Source organism: Alcanivorax sp. DSM 26293 (assembly GCF_900107995.1).
Taxonomy (GTDB): Bacteria; Pseudomonadota; Gammaproteobacteria; order Pseudomonadales; family Alcanivoracaceae; genus Alcanivorax.
This window is the reverse complement of record NZ_FNUM01000007.1, coordinates 16,401-31,900: the sequence shown is the minus strand read 5'-3', so window position 1 is coordinate 31,900 and position 15,500 is coordinate 16,401. Positions and strand designations below refer to the sequence as shown.

Below are 15,500 nucleotides of genomic sequence, written 5' to 3'. Positions count from 1 at the left end.
CTACGTTTCCGGGTGCCCGGGGTCAGCAGCGTGTTGCTGGTGCACAGGCAGGCTGACCACAAAGCGGGTGCCGCCGTCATCGTTGAGCGGGCTTTCTACTCGAATGCTGCCCTGATGCTCTTCAATAATACTGTACACAAGCGCCAGCCCAAGGCCTGTCCCGCGCCCCGGTGGCTTGCTGGTGACGAAGGGTTCGAACAGGGCGTCGCGCAGGTTGTCCGGGATGCCGTGACCCTGGTCTTCCAGCAGAATATCGAGGAAATCCCCACGGGGCTCACAATGCACGGTGACCGGCAGTGCCTTTTCGCTGGCATCGGCGGCATTGCCAAGCAGGTTGATAAACACCTGCAACAACCGCTGCGGATCACCTTTGACCCAATGGCTGGCCGGGCAGTGGTTCTCGAACGGCTGCTGGCGATGATCCGGATCCAGCAGCAGTAATGAAATGGCTTCGTCCACGGTATCGCGAAGGTTCACCGGCACCTGTTCGCTGAGCTTGATGCCGCCGGAGTGGCTGAAGGTCACCAGGGATTCCACAATGCGGGTGATGCGTCGGGTCTGCTCAAGGATCTGGTCGCAGGCTTCCTGTTGTTCCTGCGGGTCGCTGTCTTCATCCAGATTCTGGGTCAGGCAGGCAATAGCGGTAACCGGGTTGCCAATTTCGTGGGCCACGCCGGCCGCCAGTCGGCCGATGGAGGCGAGTCGTTCGTTATGAGCCAGGTGGGCCTCCATGTGGCGCAGTTCGGTAATGTCCTCGATCACCAGTACCTGGCCCCCGGCCTGTTCGGCAGTGCCGGCCCCCATCACTTCGGACTTGTGCAGGCTCAGCCAGCGGGTCTGATTGTCCACTTCCAGGGCCTGTTGGGGCTGGTGGGGGTTGTCGTCGTGACTGAAGCGGGTGAAGAAATCGCCCCAGGGTGCATCCAGATCCGCCAGTCGTGACCCGATGGTGTTCTCGGCGGTGATGCCGGTGAGACTTTCCATGGCCCGGTTCCAGCCGATGATTTCCCGGTCAGCCCCCAGGGAAATCACCCCCATGGGCAGTTCCAGAAGAGTCTGACGATGGAAGCGGCGCAGGCCGTCCAGCTCCGCCGCCAGCCCGGACAGACGATCCCGGTATTGCTCCAGGCGGGATTCAATGAACTGGATATCCTCGCTGGAATGCTGCTCTTCCTCCGGCAGGTAAGGCAGGTGGTCGTCGATCAGTTGGTGAGACACCGAAGGGCCAAGCAGACCGGACAGGTTGGTTTCCAGCTGATCACGCAGACGGCGCAGGGCATAGGGGCGGGTTTCCGTGCGCGGCAGGTGCAGATCCCGCAGGGACATTTCCACCTCCCGGGTGGCCGTGATGGGCCCCAGGGGCTGGCTCATGGCATCAATAAAATCGTCCACGCTCTTTGCTTCCAGCTCCCAGCGATAGGGGCGGCGCAGGCTGTCGACCGCACAGGCCTCGGCGGCGTTCTTCTCCGATCGGGACATGGGCGTGACGATGGATACGATGGCATAGATCAGCGCATTGGCGGTGACCGAGGCAATGGCCACGTGGTGCCATTGACTGGCGCCGCTCTGGAAGCGCATGCCCAGCAATTCCATCAGTGGCTGGAACTGCCAGTTCGGGTAGGCGATGGGAACCAGCAGCAACATGATCCACAGGATAAAGCCGACCAGCAGCCCGGCGAACAGGCCGTTGCGGTTGCCGGAGGGCCAGAACAGGGCGCCAATCAGTCCGGGGACAAATTGCAGGGTGGCCACAAAGGTGAGCACTCCCAGTTCCACCAGGGTGTGATCGGTGCCGGTGAAGCGGTAGAAAAGATACGCCAGGGCCAGAATGGCGGCGATCAGGATGCGCCGGGTCCAGAGCAGATTGCGATACAGGTTCTGGCCCTGCAGCGGGCTGGCGGGCAGTACCAGGTGATTCAGGCACATGCCGGACAGCGCCAGGGTGGCCACGATCAGCATGCCGCTGGCCCCGGCCAGGCCGGCAATATAGCCGAGCACCGCACCGTGGCCACCGCTAATCATGCCGATACCCAGGGCGTAATAATCCGGTGGGGTGGGGGCATTGCCGGCAGCTGCGGCCCACAGGATGACCGGCACGCACAATGCCATCAGCAGGAACATCAACGGCAGCGCCCAACTGGCGGTGATCAGGGCGCGGGGGTTCATGTTTTCGGTAAAGGCCATGTAGAACATGTGCGGCAGCACCACGGCGGAGACAAAGAACGCCATGATCATGGAATGCCAGGTACCGTCCTGCAGGGGGTAGTAGAGCCGCGCCAGCATTTCCGGGTGGTCATCCAGCCAGGCGTTGAGGCTGGCGGGCCCATCGAACACGCCATACAGGCCGAGCAAGGCCACTGCGCCGAAGGCCAGCAGTTTGATCAGCGATTCCATGGCAATGGCCATCACCAACCCTTCGTGCTTCTCCCGGGCGGTGGTATGGCGGGCGCCGAACAGGATGGCGAAGATCACCATCATCAGGCAGAAGCCGGCGGCCAGGTCGCGGGGGTCGGCGGTGCCACTGAGGATCTGGATGGATTCTGCGACCGCCTTCAGTTGCAGCGCGAGCAGGGGCAGTACCCCGATCAGCATGATCAGGGTCGTCATGGCGCCAGCCAGTCGGCTGCGGTAACGGAAGGCAAACAGGTCCGCCAGGGAGCTGAGCTGGTAGGTCGTGGTCAGCCTCAGAATCGGTGCCAGCAAAATCGGGGCGAGCAGAAAGACCCCGGAAATCCCCAGAAAATAGGACAGGAAGTTGTAGCCGTACTGGTAGGCATAACCCACTGAACCGTACACGGCCCAGGCACTGGCGTAGACCCCCAGCGACAGCACATACACCGCCGGGTGGCGTACCCAGTGAGCCGGCAGCCAGCCACGCTCGGTGATCCAGGCCACCGCAAACAGGAACAGCAGGTAGCAACCGGCAATCAGGATCAGATCGCTGACACTATAGACCATCGACATCCTTGCTCTTGGCAATCCAGTAGCTCAGGGCGATCAGGCCCAACCAGATCAGATAGGGGCGATACCAGGCGCGCCCACCTTCGCTCCACCAATCGATGATGGCAGGAGAAAGCAGGTAGGTGCCGAGAATGAAGATGATCAGCAGTCGGTCGGTATACATAGGTGGTTTAACCCCTCCGGGCCGATGAGCATACGCCAGGGGGTGAGGCGTGTAAAAGCGGGGGCTGAGTTGAAAGTTCAAAGTGTAAAGTTGCAACGCGGGCCAGGTCGAAGACCTGGCGAGGTCGTGCCCGCGATTCATGGCAAGGGCGCAGGCACGGACAAACAGAAATCACGAAACCCTCTCGCGCTTTTAAACTTTCAACGTTGAACTTTTAACTCATCGGGCAATGGCTGCTGTCGGCCCGCGGGCCACTGGTGATCGGGGTAGTGCGCCGTGCCCCATGCCAATAGTACTGCGGGGCGTTCGTCTTGCAGGTCTGAGGGCGGCTGCAGTCCCAGGCAGTGAAGGGCGGCGGTGAGTAGCTGGCTGGCTCGAGTGGGGTCCAGGGCCTCACTGCCGGTGGATTTGGACAGCTTCAGGTTCCGGCCGTCGCTGACCACCGGCAAATGCGCATACTCCGGCGCAGGCCTGCCCAGGCATTCCAGCAGCCAGCGCTGGCGCAAGGTGGAATCGAGCAGGTCCGCACCACGCAACACATGGGTAATACCATCATCCGCATCGTCCAGGGCGCAGGCCAGCTGATACCCGAACAGGCCATCGCGGCGACGAATCACGAAGGCGCCACCGTCCTGGTGCAGGTTGTTGCTGATTCGCCCCTGAATGCCATCCGGGTAGTCCAGCTCCCGGTCGGGAACCTGCAGGCGGATGGCGGTATCCTCGGCGGCGGGCACACTGGCACTGATGCCGGGATGGTTATGGTTGAGGGCGGCCAGTTGTTTGCGGGTCAGGCGACAGTGAAAGGCGTAGCCGCGGTCGAGCAGGGCATCCACGGCTTCCTGATAGGCGAAGTGGCGCTGGCTCTGGTAACGCACGGGCCCATCCCAGTGCAGGCCAAAGGTTTCCAGCTGACGCAGAATGGTATCGGCGGCACCGGGCACTTCCCGGGGCGGGTCCAGATCGTCCACGCGGATCAACCATTCACCGCCCGCGTGGCGCGCTTCCAGCCAGCTGGCCAGCGCAGCCACCAGGGACCCGAAATGCAGGGGGCCGGAGGGGGTGGGGGCGAAACGTCCGCGATAAACCATAGTTGACAGTTGATAGTTGACAATTGACAGCGGAAAACAGTGCCAAGCAGATAGCAAAGCAGGGCGCTTTGCGCCCTGCTAGCTGTCAACTATCAACTGTCCACTGTCAACTGGGGAGGTTATCCGGCCAGCTGCTTTTCCTTGATCTCCGCCAGTTCCTTGCAGTCGATGCACAGGTCGGCGGTGGGGCGGGCTTCCAGGCGACGGATGCCGATTTCAATGCCACAGGCTTCGCAGTAGCCATAATCGTCCTTGTCGACCAGATCCAGCGTCTTCTCGATCTTCTTGAGCAGCTTGCGCTCGCGGTCACGGGTGCGCAGCTCCAGGGCAAACTCTTCTTCCTGGGTGGCGCGGTCAGCAGGGTCAGGCAGGTTCGCCTGCTCATCCTGCAGGTGGTGCATGGTGCGATCCGCTTCTTCCATCAACTCCTGGCGCCAGGCCAGCAGAATCTGGCGGAAGTGCTCCCGTTGTTTCTCGTTCATGTACTCCTCGTTTTTGGCCGGCATGTAGGGTTTGAAACCATGCATTTGGGCCTGCGAGGAAGATGAGGCGGTTTTCTTTTTCACGTTTGCTTTTACCTGAGCAGAAGTGGTGGATCGGCTCGGCGAAGTCCCTTTGCCGGCAGTCGCGGTCCGTGCGTTACCGGTGTTCGATGCGTCTCTGGCAGCGGCCCGGGCCGCTGCGGATGCCTTCCCGGAGGTCGGCAGTTTTGTTCTAGGTGCAGCCGGTGCTGCTTTTTTGGCTGCCGGTTTCTTGGCAGCGGGCTTGCTGGCCTTCGCCGGCTTGGCGCTGGCAGCAGTGGATTGGGTTTTCGCGACGGCCTGTTTCGCCGCTGGCTTGCGGACTGCCTTTTGAGCGGCAGGCTTACTGGTCGGCGCTTTCGCTGCGGCCTTTTTGGCCGGGGCTTTTGGGGTGGCTGTTTTCTTGGCTGCCGGTTTGGCGGCGGTCGCTTTTTTGGCCGGTGCCGGTTTCTTGGCAACGGCTTTCTTGGGCGCTGCCTTCTTCACGGCGGCCTTCTTGGCCGGTGCCTTTTTGGCGGCTGGCTTGCTGGTGACTTTCTTTGCGGCCGCTTTTTTGGCTGGGGTCTTTTTGGCTGCAGGCTTTGCCGCCACCTTCTTCACCGTGGCTTTCTTGGCAGGAGCCTTCTTTGCAGCGGCCTTTTTGGCTGGTGCTTTGCGGGCAGCAGTGGATGAGGTGGCTTTTTTGCTGCTGGAAGCAGACCCGGTGGTTTGTTTTTTAGCCGCCTTTTTCGGGGCTTTCTTTTTGCCGGTGGCCATTTTGATTAACTCCCTTAGCATCTTCTCGACTCTCTATCCTGTGCCACTATCCCTAGGGTCTGCTTGATATCACCAAGCACGGGCGTAATGTAATCTTTCGACCTTACCCCTTCCGGGTAAGTCTTGTCACCAGTTGGTGAAAATCTGGCCGATTATAGCCATGCCACCCCTATAGGAAAGAGGAATCTTGTGAGCACGCTGTCGCATTTCGCCAAACAGATCCCGCCTTTTCACGTAATGGCACTGCTGGAGCGAGCCCAGCAACTGGCCGCTCAGGGACACGATGTGATCCATCTGGAAGTGGGCGAGCCGGATTTTGAAACTCCGGCGCCGGTGCTGGAGGCCATTGCCGAGGCAACCCGTGAGCGAGGCACCGGCTACACGCCGGCGGCAGGATTGCCTGCTTTGCGCCAGGCCATAGCGGATGATTACCGGGACCGTTTTGCCGCTACCGTATTGCCGTCACAGATCGTGGTGACGCCAGGGGCTTCCGGTGCCCTGCAGCTGGCGCTGGCGGCGCTGATCAATCCCGGGGACGGTGTATTGCTGTGTGATCCGGGTTACCCCTGCAATCGCCAGTTTGTGAATCTGGTGGGGGGGCGGCCTCAGCCACTGGTCTTGAAGGCGGACAATCATTTCACGCTGACCCGCAACGACTTGCTGTCGGCCTGGCAGTCGAATACCCGCCTGGCCATGGTCGCCAGCCCGGATAACCCCACCGGCAACATGTTGTCGCTGGATACCCTGCAGGCCATGGCCGAAGGGGCCGTGGAGAAAGGGGGGCTGTTGCTGGTGGATGAAATCTATCAGGGGCTCTGTTACCGCGGGCCGGCGGAGTCGGTGCTGTCGCGTACCGATCAGGTGATGGTGATCAACAGCTTCAGCAAATACTTCTGCATGACCGGTTGGCGGCTGGGCTGGCTGGTGGCGCCGGAGCCGCTGGTGCCGGCCATTGAACGGTTGGCCCAGAACCTGTTTCTGGCACCGTCCACGCCAGCGCAGCACGGTGCCCTTGCCGCCTTGCAGGAGCCGACGCTGACGATTCTGGAGCAGCGTCACCAGCTGTTTGCCCGTCGCCGCCAGTGCCTGCTCAATGGCCTGGCGCATCTCAAACTGCCGGTGGTGTCCAATGCCGACGGGGCGTTTTATGTGTATGTGGATGTGAGTGCCTGGACCGATGACAGCTTTGCCTTCTGTGCAGACCTGCTGGAAAAGGAAAAAGTGGCCATGACGCCGGGGCTGGATTTCGGTGCCGGCCATGACCCTCACCGTTATGTTCGTCTGGCCTATACCTGCGCCGAGTCCCGTCTAGTCGAAGCCCTGCACCGCTTGGGCCGTTACCTGGAGCCCCTGTGAAGTTTGATCCCCCCCTGGAGCGCGTCACCCTGCTGCGCCGCTACAAGCGGTTTATGGCCGATGTGGTGCGCGCCGATGGCCGCGAAATGACCGTGCATTGCCCGAATACCGGCTCCATGAAGCACTGCGTACTGGGAGAGCCCCAACTGGCGCTGATCTCCGACAGCGGTAACCCCAAGCGTAAATATCGTCACACGCTGGAGGCGGTGCAGGTGGCCCACGGCCATTGGGCGGGGGTGAATACCAGTCGCCCCAATGCGCTGGTGGAGGAAGCCATTCGTGCCGGCGCTGTTACCGGGCTGAACCCCGGCAGCGGAGTGGAACGGGAAGTGAAATACGGTGACAGCCGCTTTGATCTGGCACTGGGAGAGCGCAGCGATCCCCATACCTTTGTGGAAGTGAAAAATGTCACGCTTGGCCCCGGGCCAAATGATCCGGATGACGGTGTCATTGCCTTCCCGGATTCCGTGACCGAGCGGGGCCAGAAGCATCTACTGACCCTCATGGAGGTGGTGGCGTCCGGCAAGCGGGCGGTGCTGTTTTTCTGTGTGCAGCACAGTGGGGGACAGGCCGCCCGACCGGCGGATGAAATCGACGCCCGCTACGGGGTGCTGCTGCGGGAAGCGGTGGAGAAGGGGGTGGAGGTACTGGCGTGGAAGGTGGCGTTATCCGCCGATGGTTTTCGGCTGGAACACCCGTTGCCAATACAGTTGTAGGAGTTCCTCTCGAGGGACGAACCAGGTGCCGGCGTGGAAAGCACCTGCAAGGCCAGCAACGTCGTTTCTGTGAAACAGGGCGTCTCTAGAGTGACCTGGCAGCCCCTGCCTCGCCTTTTTCCTCGCTTGGCCTCGGCTTCGTCCCTCGAGAGGAACTCCTACAGCAGCGGCTTTAGAAGACACGGCGCCAACCCTATCGCGCCGCGAGCGGCGCTCCTACGGAAACGCGTTTTCCTCTACAACGGGGTCTGCAAACTACGTAGCTGCTGTTGCAATAAGGTCACCTGATCCCGCCAGTAACTCATGGATTCAAACCAGGGGAATGCCGGCGGAAAGGCCGGGTCGTCCCAGCGTCTGGCCAGCCAGGCGTCGTAGCAGATAATGCGCCGGGTGCGTAGCGGTTCGATCAGGGCCGTCTGTTGCCAGGGGAAGGGCAGGAAGGTGTCGTAGCCGCGGGCCAGCACCCGAAGCTGGTGTTGTTGTTCGTCCTGCTCGCCGGACAGCAGCATCCAGATGTCCTGCATGGCTGGCGCCCGCAAGCTGTCATCCAGATCCACGAAATGCGGTTTGTCGTCGCGCCACAGGATATTGCCGGTATGACAGTCGCCGTGCACGTTGAGTAGTGGAAATTCCACCTCGGCCAGGTGTTGTTCAATCTGTTCCAGCAGCTGGCCGCACACATCCCGATACTGACTGCGGTAATTCAGGTCCACCACGTCATTGATCAGGAAGGTGCTGGCGGCGCGAATGTCGGCCAGCGGGTCCATGGTGTGGCGGAGCTCATAAGGCCGATCGCTGCCGCAGGCATGCCAGCGGGCCAGGGTGCGACCAAGCTGTTCCAGATGGTTGTCGTTATCCAGCTCCGGCGCATGGCCGCCGGCTCTGCGGAATACCGCAAAGGCAAAGCCGTCGCAGTGAAACAGGGTGGTGCCGTTCTTTTCGATGGGGGCAACCACCGGCAGGTCCCGCGCCACCAGGAACAGGCTGAAGGCATGTTCTTCCAGGATCTGTTCATCGCTCCAGCGCTGTGGACGGTAGAACTTGACGATGACCGGCGGGCCCTCTTCCTGGCCCACCTGGTAGACCCGGTTCTCGAAACTGTTCAGCTGCAGCAGGCGACCGTCGCTGAGGAAGCCGGCGGCGTCCACGGCGTCGAGCATGTAATCCGGGGTGAGGTCATCAAAAGGATGGCTCATAAGCGGCTCAGGCCGGCACCTCGACGGGGCCAAGCCACACCTCGTCACCACGCACTTCAAGGGGAACCGGGATCAGCTTGTCGCCACTGCAGGGGCCGGACAGGCAGTCGCCACTATCAATCTCGAACAGGGCGCCGTGGTTGGCGCACATGATGAACTGGTTGTCACTGTCCATGAACTGGTCCGGCATGAAGTTCAGCTCGATGCCCAGGTGCGGGCACCAGTTGACGAAGGCACGTACCAGCCCATCGTGTTTCACCACGACCACGGGTTGGCCGTCTTTCTGGAATTCCCGCGCACTGTCGTCGGGAATGTCGATCAGGTTGCAAACGTGTTCCATGTGATCACTTACCTAAAATATCTTGGCGAATCTGCTGGTGGGTCTCGGCGCTAAGGCGCGGGCCGAATTCTGTCACCAGGCGGGCGGCGGCAGCAGCAGCGAGGTTGCCGGCGGTAACAAAATCATGGCCATGGGTGATGGCATACAGAAAGGCCCCGGCAAACATGTCGCCGGCGCCGTTACTGTCGATGGCCTTGACCGGCAAGGGAGCAATGCTGTGGGTATGCTCACCATCCCATACCAACGCGCCTTCGGCGCCCAGGGTGATGACGGCGGAGCGGCAGACGCTCTTGAGTTTTTCCAGGGCGGCCTCGGGGCTGTCGGTATCCGTGTAGCTGGTGGCTTCCGCGTCGTTGCAGAACAGCAGGTCCACGCCGTCGCCCAGCATCTCGGACAGGCCGTCCTTGAAGAACTGCACCATGGCCGGATCGGAGAATGTCAGGGAGGTTTTGACACCGTGCTTTTCTGCCAGCTGGCGTAGTTTGATGGCTGCCGCCCGGGAGCTGTCACCACTGACCAGGTAACCTTCCAGATAGACATAGTGGCTGGCGGCAATGGCGGCTTCGTCCAGTTCTGCCTCGGACACCTGGCTGGAAATGCCCAGGAAAGTATTCATGGTACGCTCTGCGTCCGGGGTCAGCATGACCAGACACTTGCCGGATATACCGCGGTCGCGGCTGCCGTTCATGTTGGTGTCCACGCCGGCGGCGGTCAGATCGTTGACGAAGATATCGCCGGTGGCATCGTCGGCAACCTTGCAGGCGTAATAGCCATTGCCGCCGAAATAGCGGGTGGCCACCACGGTGTTACAGGCAGAGCCGCCACTGGTTTGCTTGTGAGGCTCGGCTTCGTCTGCCAGGGCGGCAATCAGTTCTGCCTGGCGGGCTTCGTCCACCAGTGTCATCAGGCCCTTGCCCACATCCATGCGCTCAAGAAAGGCGTCGCTGACCTCGATCTCCGTGTCCACCAGGGCGTTGCCGAGGGCATAAACGTCGTATTTTTTCGTCATGGATGCTCCGTGTTCTGATTCAGAAAAGGCAAGGCGGCTATTATGGGCGCCTCGGGTCCGGTTGCAAAATTTACTCAAATTCCCGTGAAGGGAACGGATACGTCCCGACAGACTCATAAAACACTCACACTTTTCTCTATACTCCGGCCCATGGCAAAAAAAGCGAAAAAGTCCCCCGCGCGATCGCGGCGGCAACCAAATCGGAAAAAACGCAGCAACGGCGCGCAGCGTCGCTGGTTCAGCTGGCCCTTTGTGGGCAAGGTGGCGCTGGTGTCACTGGTGCTGGGGGCCGCCGGGCTGGCGTATCTGGATGCGCTGGTCCGTGAGCGTTTTGATGCCCATGTCTGGCAACTGCCGGCCCGGGTCTATGCCCGGCCAGTGGAGCTCTATGAAGGCCGGGTGCTGTCCCGCGAGGATATGCTCAAGTTACTGGACCTGATGCGCTACCGGCGCGACTCACGGGCGTCCACCCCGGGGAGCTATGCGGTGCAGGGCAGCAGTCTGTTACTGCATACCCGCGGTTTCAGTGACAGTGATGGCGGGGAGAAGGCCGAACGTATCCGGCTGAGCCTGTCTGGCGGGCAGATACGATCTCTGGAGGCCGGCGGCGACCGTCTGGCCCGTCTCGAACCCCTGCAGATTGGCAGTATTCACCCCCAACACGCGGAAGACCGGGTGCTGGTGCCGCTGGGCAAGGTGCCGCCCTTGTTGGTGGACATGCTGATTGCCACGGAGGATCAGGCGTTCTACGACCACCATGGTATTTCCCTGCGTGGTCTGGCCCGGGCCATGCTGGCCAACATCAAGGCCGGTCGGCTGGTACAGGGCGGCAGCACCCTGACACAGCAGCTGGTGAAGAATTTCTGGCTTACTTCCGAGCGCACCTTGTCGCGCAAGCTGCTGGAAATGCCCATGGCCATGTTGCTGGAGCTGCATTACAGCAAGGAGCAGATTCTTGAGGCCTACCTGAACGAGGTGTACCTGGGTCAGGACGGTGCCCGTGCCATTCATGGTATGGGGCTGGGCGCCCAGTTCCTGTTCGGGCGCCCGCTGGAAGAGCTGGAGCCTCATCACCTGGCCACGTTGGTCGCCCTGCTCAAGGGGCCCAGCTGGTATGACCCGCGCCGTCACCCGGAACGTTCCCTGGATCGCCGCAACACGGTATTGAAAGTGGCCATGGACGAGGGCGCCTTGTCGAAAGCGGATTACGACAAGTACAGCAACCGTTCGCTGGAAGTGGTCCCCCGCGGTGCCTCGGCGCTGTATGCGTTTCCTGCCTTTATTGATCTGGTGCGTCGCCAGCTGGCCAGGGATTACCCGCCGGAGGTGCTCAGCGATGAGGGGCTGCGTATTCACTCCACTCTGGACGTGCTGGCACAGCTGGCGGCGGAGGGCGCCCTCCGTGACCACCTGAACCGTCGCGATCCTGACGAGAGCAAAAAACTGAATGGCGCCGTGGTCGTGGTGGCCCCGGCCCAGGGGGATGTGCTGGCCCTGGTCAGCAATCGCAGCTCCCGGGAGGCGGGTTTCAACCGTGCCCTGGATGCCCAGCGTCCCATCGGATCGCTGGCCAAGCCGGCGGTGGTGTTGTCGGCGGTGAGTCAGCCCAAGCAATGGTCCCTGGCGACCCAGGTGGAAGATGGGCCTGTGCAAGTGACGCTGCCCAACGGCACCACCTGGTCACCGCAAAACTTCGACAACCAGTCCAGGGGTGCCATGCCGGTGGTGGATGTGCTCACCTACTCCCGTAATCAGGGCACGGCCCGGCTTGGGCTGGATGTGGGCCTGGACAGGGTGGCTGACACCATGAAGACCCTGGGAGTGACCCGCAATATTCCCCTCTACCCCAGCATTCTTCTGGGGAGTCTGGAACTGACCCCGTTCGAGGTGGCGATGATGTATCAGCCGCTGTCCACCGGGGGCTTCAGTACCCGCCTGCGTTCCATCACCGATGTGCTCGACAAGGAAGCCAAGCCGCTGGCCCGCTACCCGGTCAATACCGATGAGGTGGTGGACGCCGGGCCGGCTTTCCTGACCCAATGGGCCATGCAGCAGGTGGTCGAGAAGGGGACCGGGCGTGCCGCCCGGGCGTCGCTGCCTGAAGCGCTCAAGGTGGCCGGCAAGACCGGCACCAGTAATGATTTTCGTGATGCCTGGTTTGCCGGTTTTTCCGCCAACCATCTGGCGGTAGTCTGGGTGGGTCGGGACGATAACCGCAATGCGGGCATTACCGGGTCCAGTGGTGCCTTGCCGGTCTGGGCGCAGTTGATGGGCAAACTTCCCCAGCGCAGCCTGTCACAAACTCCGCCCGCCGGCGTGGAGTGGGTGTGGATGAACCCGGACGGTCGCCGCACCAGTGCCGAGGGCTGCAGCGAGGCCCGCCGCTATCCCATGCTGGAAGTCTCGATTCCCCAGGAAAGCGACGGCTGCGGGAAGGTGAAGGAGACCGGCAAGGGCATCAAGGGCTGGTTCAAGGGGCTGTTTGACTAGTGACGGTTAACCGATCCCGGGGACAACGCGAATTTCACCGGGCATGCCTCGTTTTCTGAGAGGTTGCCCGCCGCCGCAACGCGCGATCAAAGTGGCGCGTTTCAGGGATGTTGAGGATGTGGACAGTGAAAAGACTTATTCAACTGGTGTTGATCAGTGTGGTGCTCGCAGGGTGCGCGGTTCGGCCCGCGGTTGAGGAACCGGCGGAACCGATGACCGCCAGCCAGGAACTGGAAGGCTCGCCGGCACTGGGGTTGTTGAACCGGGCGGAACAAGCCCGTCAGCAGGGCCAGACATCGGTGGCGGAGCGTTATCTGGAGCGGGCTCTCAATATCGCCCCGGATTCATCCTGGCTGTACAAAGAGCTGGCAGGCCTGCGGCTTTCCGAGGGCGATCCCCGGGGGGCGGAAGGCTTCGCACTAAAGGCGTTGCGTCTGGCCCCGGACCATGATGACTACCGCGCCGGCTTGTGGGACCTGGTAGCCACTGCCCGTGACCGCCAGGGCGACAAGGCGGGGGCCCGCCAGGCCCGCGACAAGGCCGGGGAACTGCGCAATCCGAAGGCCAGGCCGGTATGACACCCGCCGTAGAGGCGGCAAAACAGGCCGGCATGCCTTTTCAGGTGTACCGTTACGAGCATGATCCCAAGGCCGAAAGCTACGGACTGGAGGCGGCGGAAGCCCTGCAGCTACCTGCGGAAAAAGTCTTCAAGACACTGCTGACCCTGGTGGATGCACAGCCGGTGGTCGCCATGGTGCCAGTGGCCCATCAGCTGGACCTGAAATTTCTCGCCATGGCCCATGGCGGCAAGAAAGCCGCCATGTGTCCAGCGGACAGGGCACAACGGCTCACTGGCTATGTGCTAGGCGGCATCAGCCCGCTGGGGCAGAAGAAGCGGCTGCCGTTGTACCTGGACAGCAGCGCCAATGGACAGGACCGGATATTCATGAGTGCCGGGCGGCGGGGGCTGGAAATCGCCATGGCACCGACGGATCTGCTGGTGTTGACCGGGGGGCATAGCGCGCCATTGGTTCGGGTTTGACGGGCCGCGCGGTGTGGTTGGGCACGGCCGGGTGGTGGAAGAATCGGGTTACGGATGACAGTTGGGGGATGGACGATGGGAAAAATGGTGGTGTTGGTGGGGGTGCTGGTCCTTTTGCTGGTGCAGTTCCGGGGAGAATTGCGTGAGGCCATGGGGCTGCCTGCCGAACCGGGTATGGCGATGCCTGCCACACTGGCGGCGACCAACCGTCAGCCGGATCTGATTATGTATTCCACGCCAACCTGTGGGGTGTGCCGGCAGGCCCGACGTTATTTTTCTGAACGTGGCATTGCCTATGAAGAGCGGGATGTGACACGCAATTCCCGTTACGAAGAGGAATGGCGCCGTCATGGGGGGCGCGGTGTGCCGTTGTTCCTGATTAACGGCACACCGTTCTCCGGGTTTAATCCGCAGGTGATGGACCAGCGTCTACGCTAGCGTGCCTGCGGGCTGGCAGCTCGCCGACACGCGTGCGGCGCGGTGTGGTTATACCGTCGCAAAGGCCTTGCGGGCCGCGGCAATGGTGGCCGCGATATCTTCATCGCTATGGGCTGCTGACACAAAGCCTGCCTCAAAGGCGCTGGGGGCCAGGTAGATGCCCTGGTCCAGCATGGCATGGAAGAAGCGGTTGAAGCGTTCGCTGTCGCAGGCCATCACGTCTGCAAAGCCGCTGATGCGACTTTGATCCGTGAAAAACATGCCGAACATGGCCCCCGCTTGCGCGGTGGTGAAGGCGACCCCCTCCGCATGGGCGGCTTCGGTCAGGCCGTCCAGCAGGCGGGTGGTCTTTTCGGCCAGGGCGTCATGGAAGCCGGGTTCACTGAGCAGGTTCAGGGTGGTCAGCCCGGCGGCCATGGCCACCGGGTTACCGGACAGGGTGCCGGCCTGGTAGACCGGACCCAGCGGCGCCAGGTGTTCCATGATGGCTTTTTTGCCGCCGAAGGCGCCCACCGGCATGCCGCCACCGATGATTTTGCCCAGGGTGGTCATGTCCGGAGTCACGTCATAGAGCGCCTGGGCGCCGCCCAGGGCGACCCGGAAACCGGTCATCACCTCGTCGAAGATCAACACGGAGCCATGGTCGTCACAGTACTGGCGCAGGGCCTGCAGGAATGCCTTGGTGGGGGGCACGCAGTTCATGTTGCCGGCTACCGGCTCGACGATGACGGCGGCAATCTGGTCGCCGTATTCCTGGAAGGCCGTCTCCACACTGGCGGCATCATTGTAGTCCAGTACCAGGGTGTCACCGGTGACGGCGGCGGGCACACCGGGGGAGCCGGGGATGCCCATGGCGCCGGAACCGGCTTTTACCAGCAAGCTGTCCACATGGCCGTGGTAGCAACCCTCGAATTTGACGATCTTGTCGCGGCCGGTGTAGCCCCGGGCCAGGCGGATGGCACTCATGGTGGCTTCGGTGCCGGAGTTGACCATGCGCACCATGTCCATGGAGGGCACCAGTTCGCAGACCTTGTCCGCCATGGCCACTTCGGTGGCGGTGGGGGCGCCAAAGCTGAGGCCGTTCTGTACGGCGGCCTGCACGGCGGCAATCACCTGGGGATGGTTATGACCCAGAATCATTGGCCCCCAGGAACCCACATAGTCGATGTAGCGATTGTCGTCTTCATCGTACAGGTAGGCGCCGCTGGCGGAATGGAAAAACACCGGGGTGCCGCCAACGCCCTTGAAGGCGCGCACCGGGGAGTTAACACCGCCGGGAATATGTTTCTGTGCCTGACGGAAAAGCTGTTCAGAGTGCTTGCGGCTCATGGTGTGTCCTCTTGCTTTGGCTGTTGGCGACGCCTGGCATCGCAGGCCGCGCGGGCGGCGGTGTGCACCGGGGCGCACACTGGAAATTACGGTTG

At 62.0% G+C, this 15,500-nt stretch carries 16 protein-coding genes; 8 read left to right on the top strand and 8 right to left on the bottom strand.

Annotated features, from left to right (window positions below; all coding sequences use genetic code 11):
• From C4S63_RS12915 to dksA, 4 genes are all read right to left on the bottom strand, one after another.
• A complete protein-coding gene (locus C4S63_RS12915) occupies nucleotides 1-2,958 on the bottom strand; it encodes a sensor histidine kinase (protein WP_290526302.1) in 2,958 nt (985 codons plus the stop codon).
• The gene (locus tag C4S63_RS17455) at nucleotides 2,948-3,124 is read right to left on the bottom strand and encodes a hypothetical protein (RefSeq protein ID WP_007149317.1); all 177 of its coding nucleotides are present in this window, start codon (nucleotides 3,122-3,124) and stop codon (nucleotides 2,948-2,950) included. The genes C4S63_RS12915 and C4S63_RS17455 overlap by 11 nt, the downstream gene beginning before the upstream one ends.
• A gap of 200 nt (nucleotides 3,125-3,324) precedes the next feature.
• Nucleotides 3,325-4,212 (bottom strand): tRNA glutamyl-Q(34) synthetase GluQRS, encoded by an 888-nt coding sequence (gluQRS, locus tag C4S63_RS12910; protein ID WP_103917809.1) that lies wholly within the window; start codon nucleotides 4,210-4,212, stop codon nucleotides 3,325-3,327.
• A gap of 119 nt (nucleotides 4,213-4,331) precedes the next feature.
• Nucleotides 4,332-4,739, bottom strand: coding sequence for an RNA polymerase-binding protein DksA (dksA, locus tag C4S63_RS12905; protein WP_063527162.1), 408 nt, complete (start codon nucleotides 4,737-4,739; stop codon nucleotides 4,332-4,334).
• 64 nt (nucleotides 4,740-4,803) lie between these two features.
• On the opposite strand from dksA, the gene C4S63_RS17395 reads away from it, so the two are divergent.
• The 4 genes from C4S63_RS17395 (at nucleotide 4,804) to sfsA (ending at nucleotide 7,561) form a co-directional block, all read left to right on the top strand.
• Nucleotides 4,804-5,067: a hypothetical protein gene (locus C4S63_RS17395; RefSeq protein ID WP_063526560.1), complete on the top strand. Its 264-nt coding sequence runs from the start codon at nucleotides 4,804-4,806 to the stop codon at nucleotides 5,065-5,067.
• 57 nt (nucleotides 5,068-5,124) lie between these two features.
• Nucleotides 5,125-5,556: a hypothetical protein gene (locus tag C4S63_RS17390; protein WP_160052773.1), complete on the top strand. Its 432-nt coding sequence runs from the start codon at nucleotides 5,125-5,127 to the stop codon at nucleotides 5,554-5,556.
• 122 nt (nucleotides 5,557-5,678) lie between these two features.
• The gene (locus tag C4S63_RS12890; protein ID WP_235000017.1) at nucleotides 5,679-6,845 is read left to right on the top strand and encodes an aminotransferase class I/II-fold pyridoxal phosphate-dependent enzyme; all 1,167 of its coding nucleotides are present in this window, start codon (nucleotides 5,679-5,681) and stop codon (nucleotides 6,843-6,845) included.
• Nucleotides 6,842-7,561: a DNA/RNA nuclease SfsA gene (sfsA, locus tag C4S63_RS12885; RefSeq protein ID WP_103917806.1), complete on the top strand. Its 720-nt coding sequence runs from the start codon at nucleotides 6,842-6,844 to the stop codon at nucleotides 7,559-7,561. Before C4S63_RS12890 ends, sfsA begins: the two co-directional genes overlap by 4 nt.
• Before the next feature lie 236 nt (nucleotides 7,562-7,797).
• Here the strand turns inward: sfsA and C4S63_RS12880 are convergent, their stop codons facing one another.
• From C4S63_RS12880 to C4S63_RS12870, 3 genes are read right to left on the bottom strand one after another with little or no spacing between them, the layout of a single operon-like run.
• Nucleotides 7,798-8,757: a serine/threonine protein kinase gene (locus C4S63_RS12880; RefSeq protein ID WP_103917805.1), complete on the bottom strand. Its 960-nt coding sequence runs from the start codon at nucleotides 8,755-8,757 to the stop codon at nucleotides 7,798-7,800.
• Between the two features lie 7 nt (nucleotides 8,758-8,764).
• Nucleotides 8,765-9,097, bottom strand: coding sequence for a Rieske 2Fe-2S domain-containing protein (locus C4S63_RS12875; protein WP_103917804.1), 333 nt, complete (start codon nucleotides 9,095-9,097; stop codon nucleotides 8,765-8,767).
• 4 nt (nucleotides 9,098-9,101) lie between these two features.
• Nucleotides 9,102-10,106, bottom strand: a complete 1,005-nt coding sequence (locus tag C4S63_RS12870; RefSeq protein ID WP_103917803.1) for an adenosine kinase — start codon at nucleotides 10,104-10,106, stop codon at nucleotides 9,102-9,104.
• A 270-nt stretch (nucleotides 10,107-10,376) separates the two neighbouring features.
• On the opposite strand from C4S63_RS12870, the gene mrcB reads away from it, so the two are divergent.
• The 4 genes from mrcB to C4S63_RS12850 all read left to right on the top strand — a co-directional run bounded on the left by mrcB (nucleotide 10,377) and on the right by C4S63_RS12850 (nucleotide 14,076).
• Nucleotides 10,377-12,596 (top strand): penicillin-binding protein 1B, encoded by a 2,220-nt coding sequence (gene mrcB, locus C4S63_RS12865; RefSeq protein WP_235000016.1) that lies wholly within the window; start codon nucleotides 10,377-10,379, stop codon nucleotides 12,594-12,596.
• A gap of 125 nt (nucleotides 12,597-12,721) precedes the next feature.
• Nucleotides 12,722-13,174, top strand: a complete 453-nt coding sequence (locus tag C4S63_RS12860) for a tetratricopeptide repeat protein (protein WP_235000015.1) — start codon at nucleotides 12,722-12,724, stop codon at nucleotides 13,172-13,174.
• The gene (ybaK, locus tag C4S63_RS12855) at nucleotides 13,171-13,638 is read left to right on the top strand and encodes a Cys-tRNA(Pro) deacylase (protein ID WP_062817051.1); all 468 of its coding nucleotides are present in this window, start codon (nucleotides 13,171-13,173) and stop codon (nucleotides 13,636-13,638) included. Before C4S63_RS12860 ends, ybaK begins: the two co-directional genes overlap by 4 nt.
• A gap of 75 nt (nucleotides 13,639-13,713) precedes the next feature.
• On the top strand, nucleotides 13,714-14,076 hold the full coding sequence (locus C4S63_RS12850) for a glutaredoxin family protein (RefSeq protein WP_160052771.1): 363 nt from the start codon (nucleotides 13,714-13,716) through the stop codon (nucleotides 14,074-14,076).
• A gap of 48 nt (nucleotides 14,077-14,124) precedes the next feature.
• Here the strand turns inward: C4S63_RS12850 and hemL are convergent, their stop codons facing one another.
• Entirely contained in the window at nucleotides 14,125-15,405 is a 1,281-nt protein-coding gene (hemL, locus tag C4S63_RS12845) for a glutamate-1-semialdehyde 2,1-aminomutase (protein WP_103917800.1), read from the bottom strand.
• Nucleotides 15,406-15,500 lie beyond the last annotated feature (95 nt).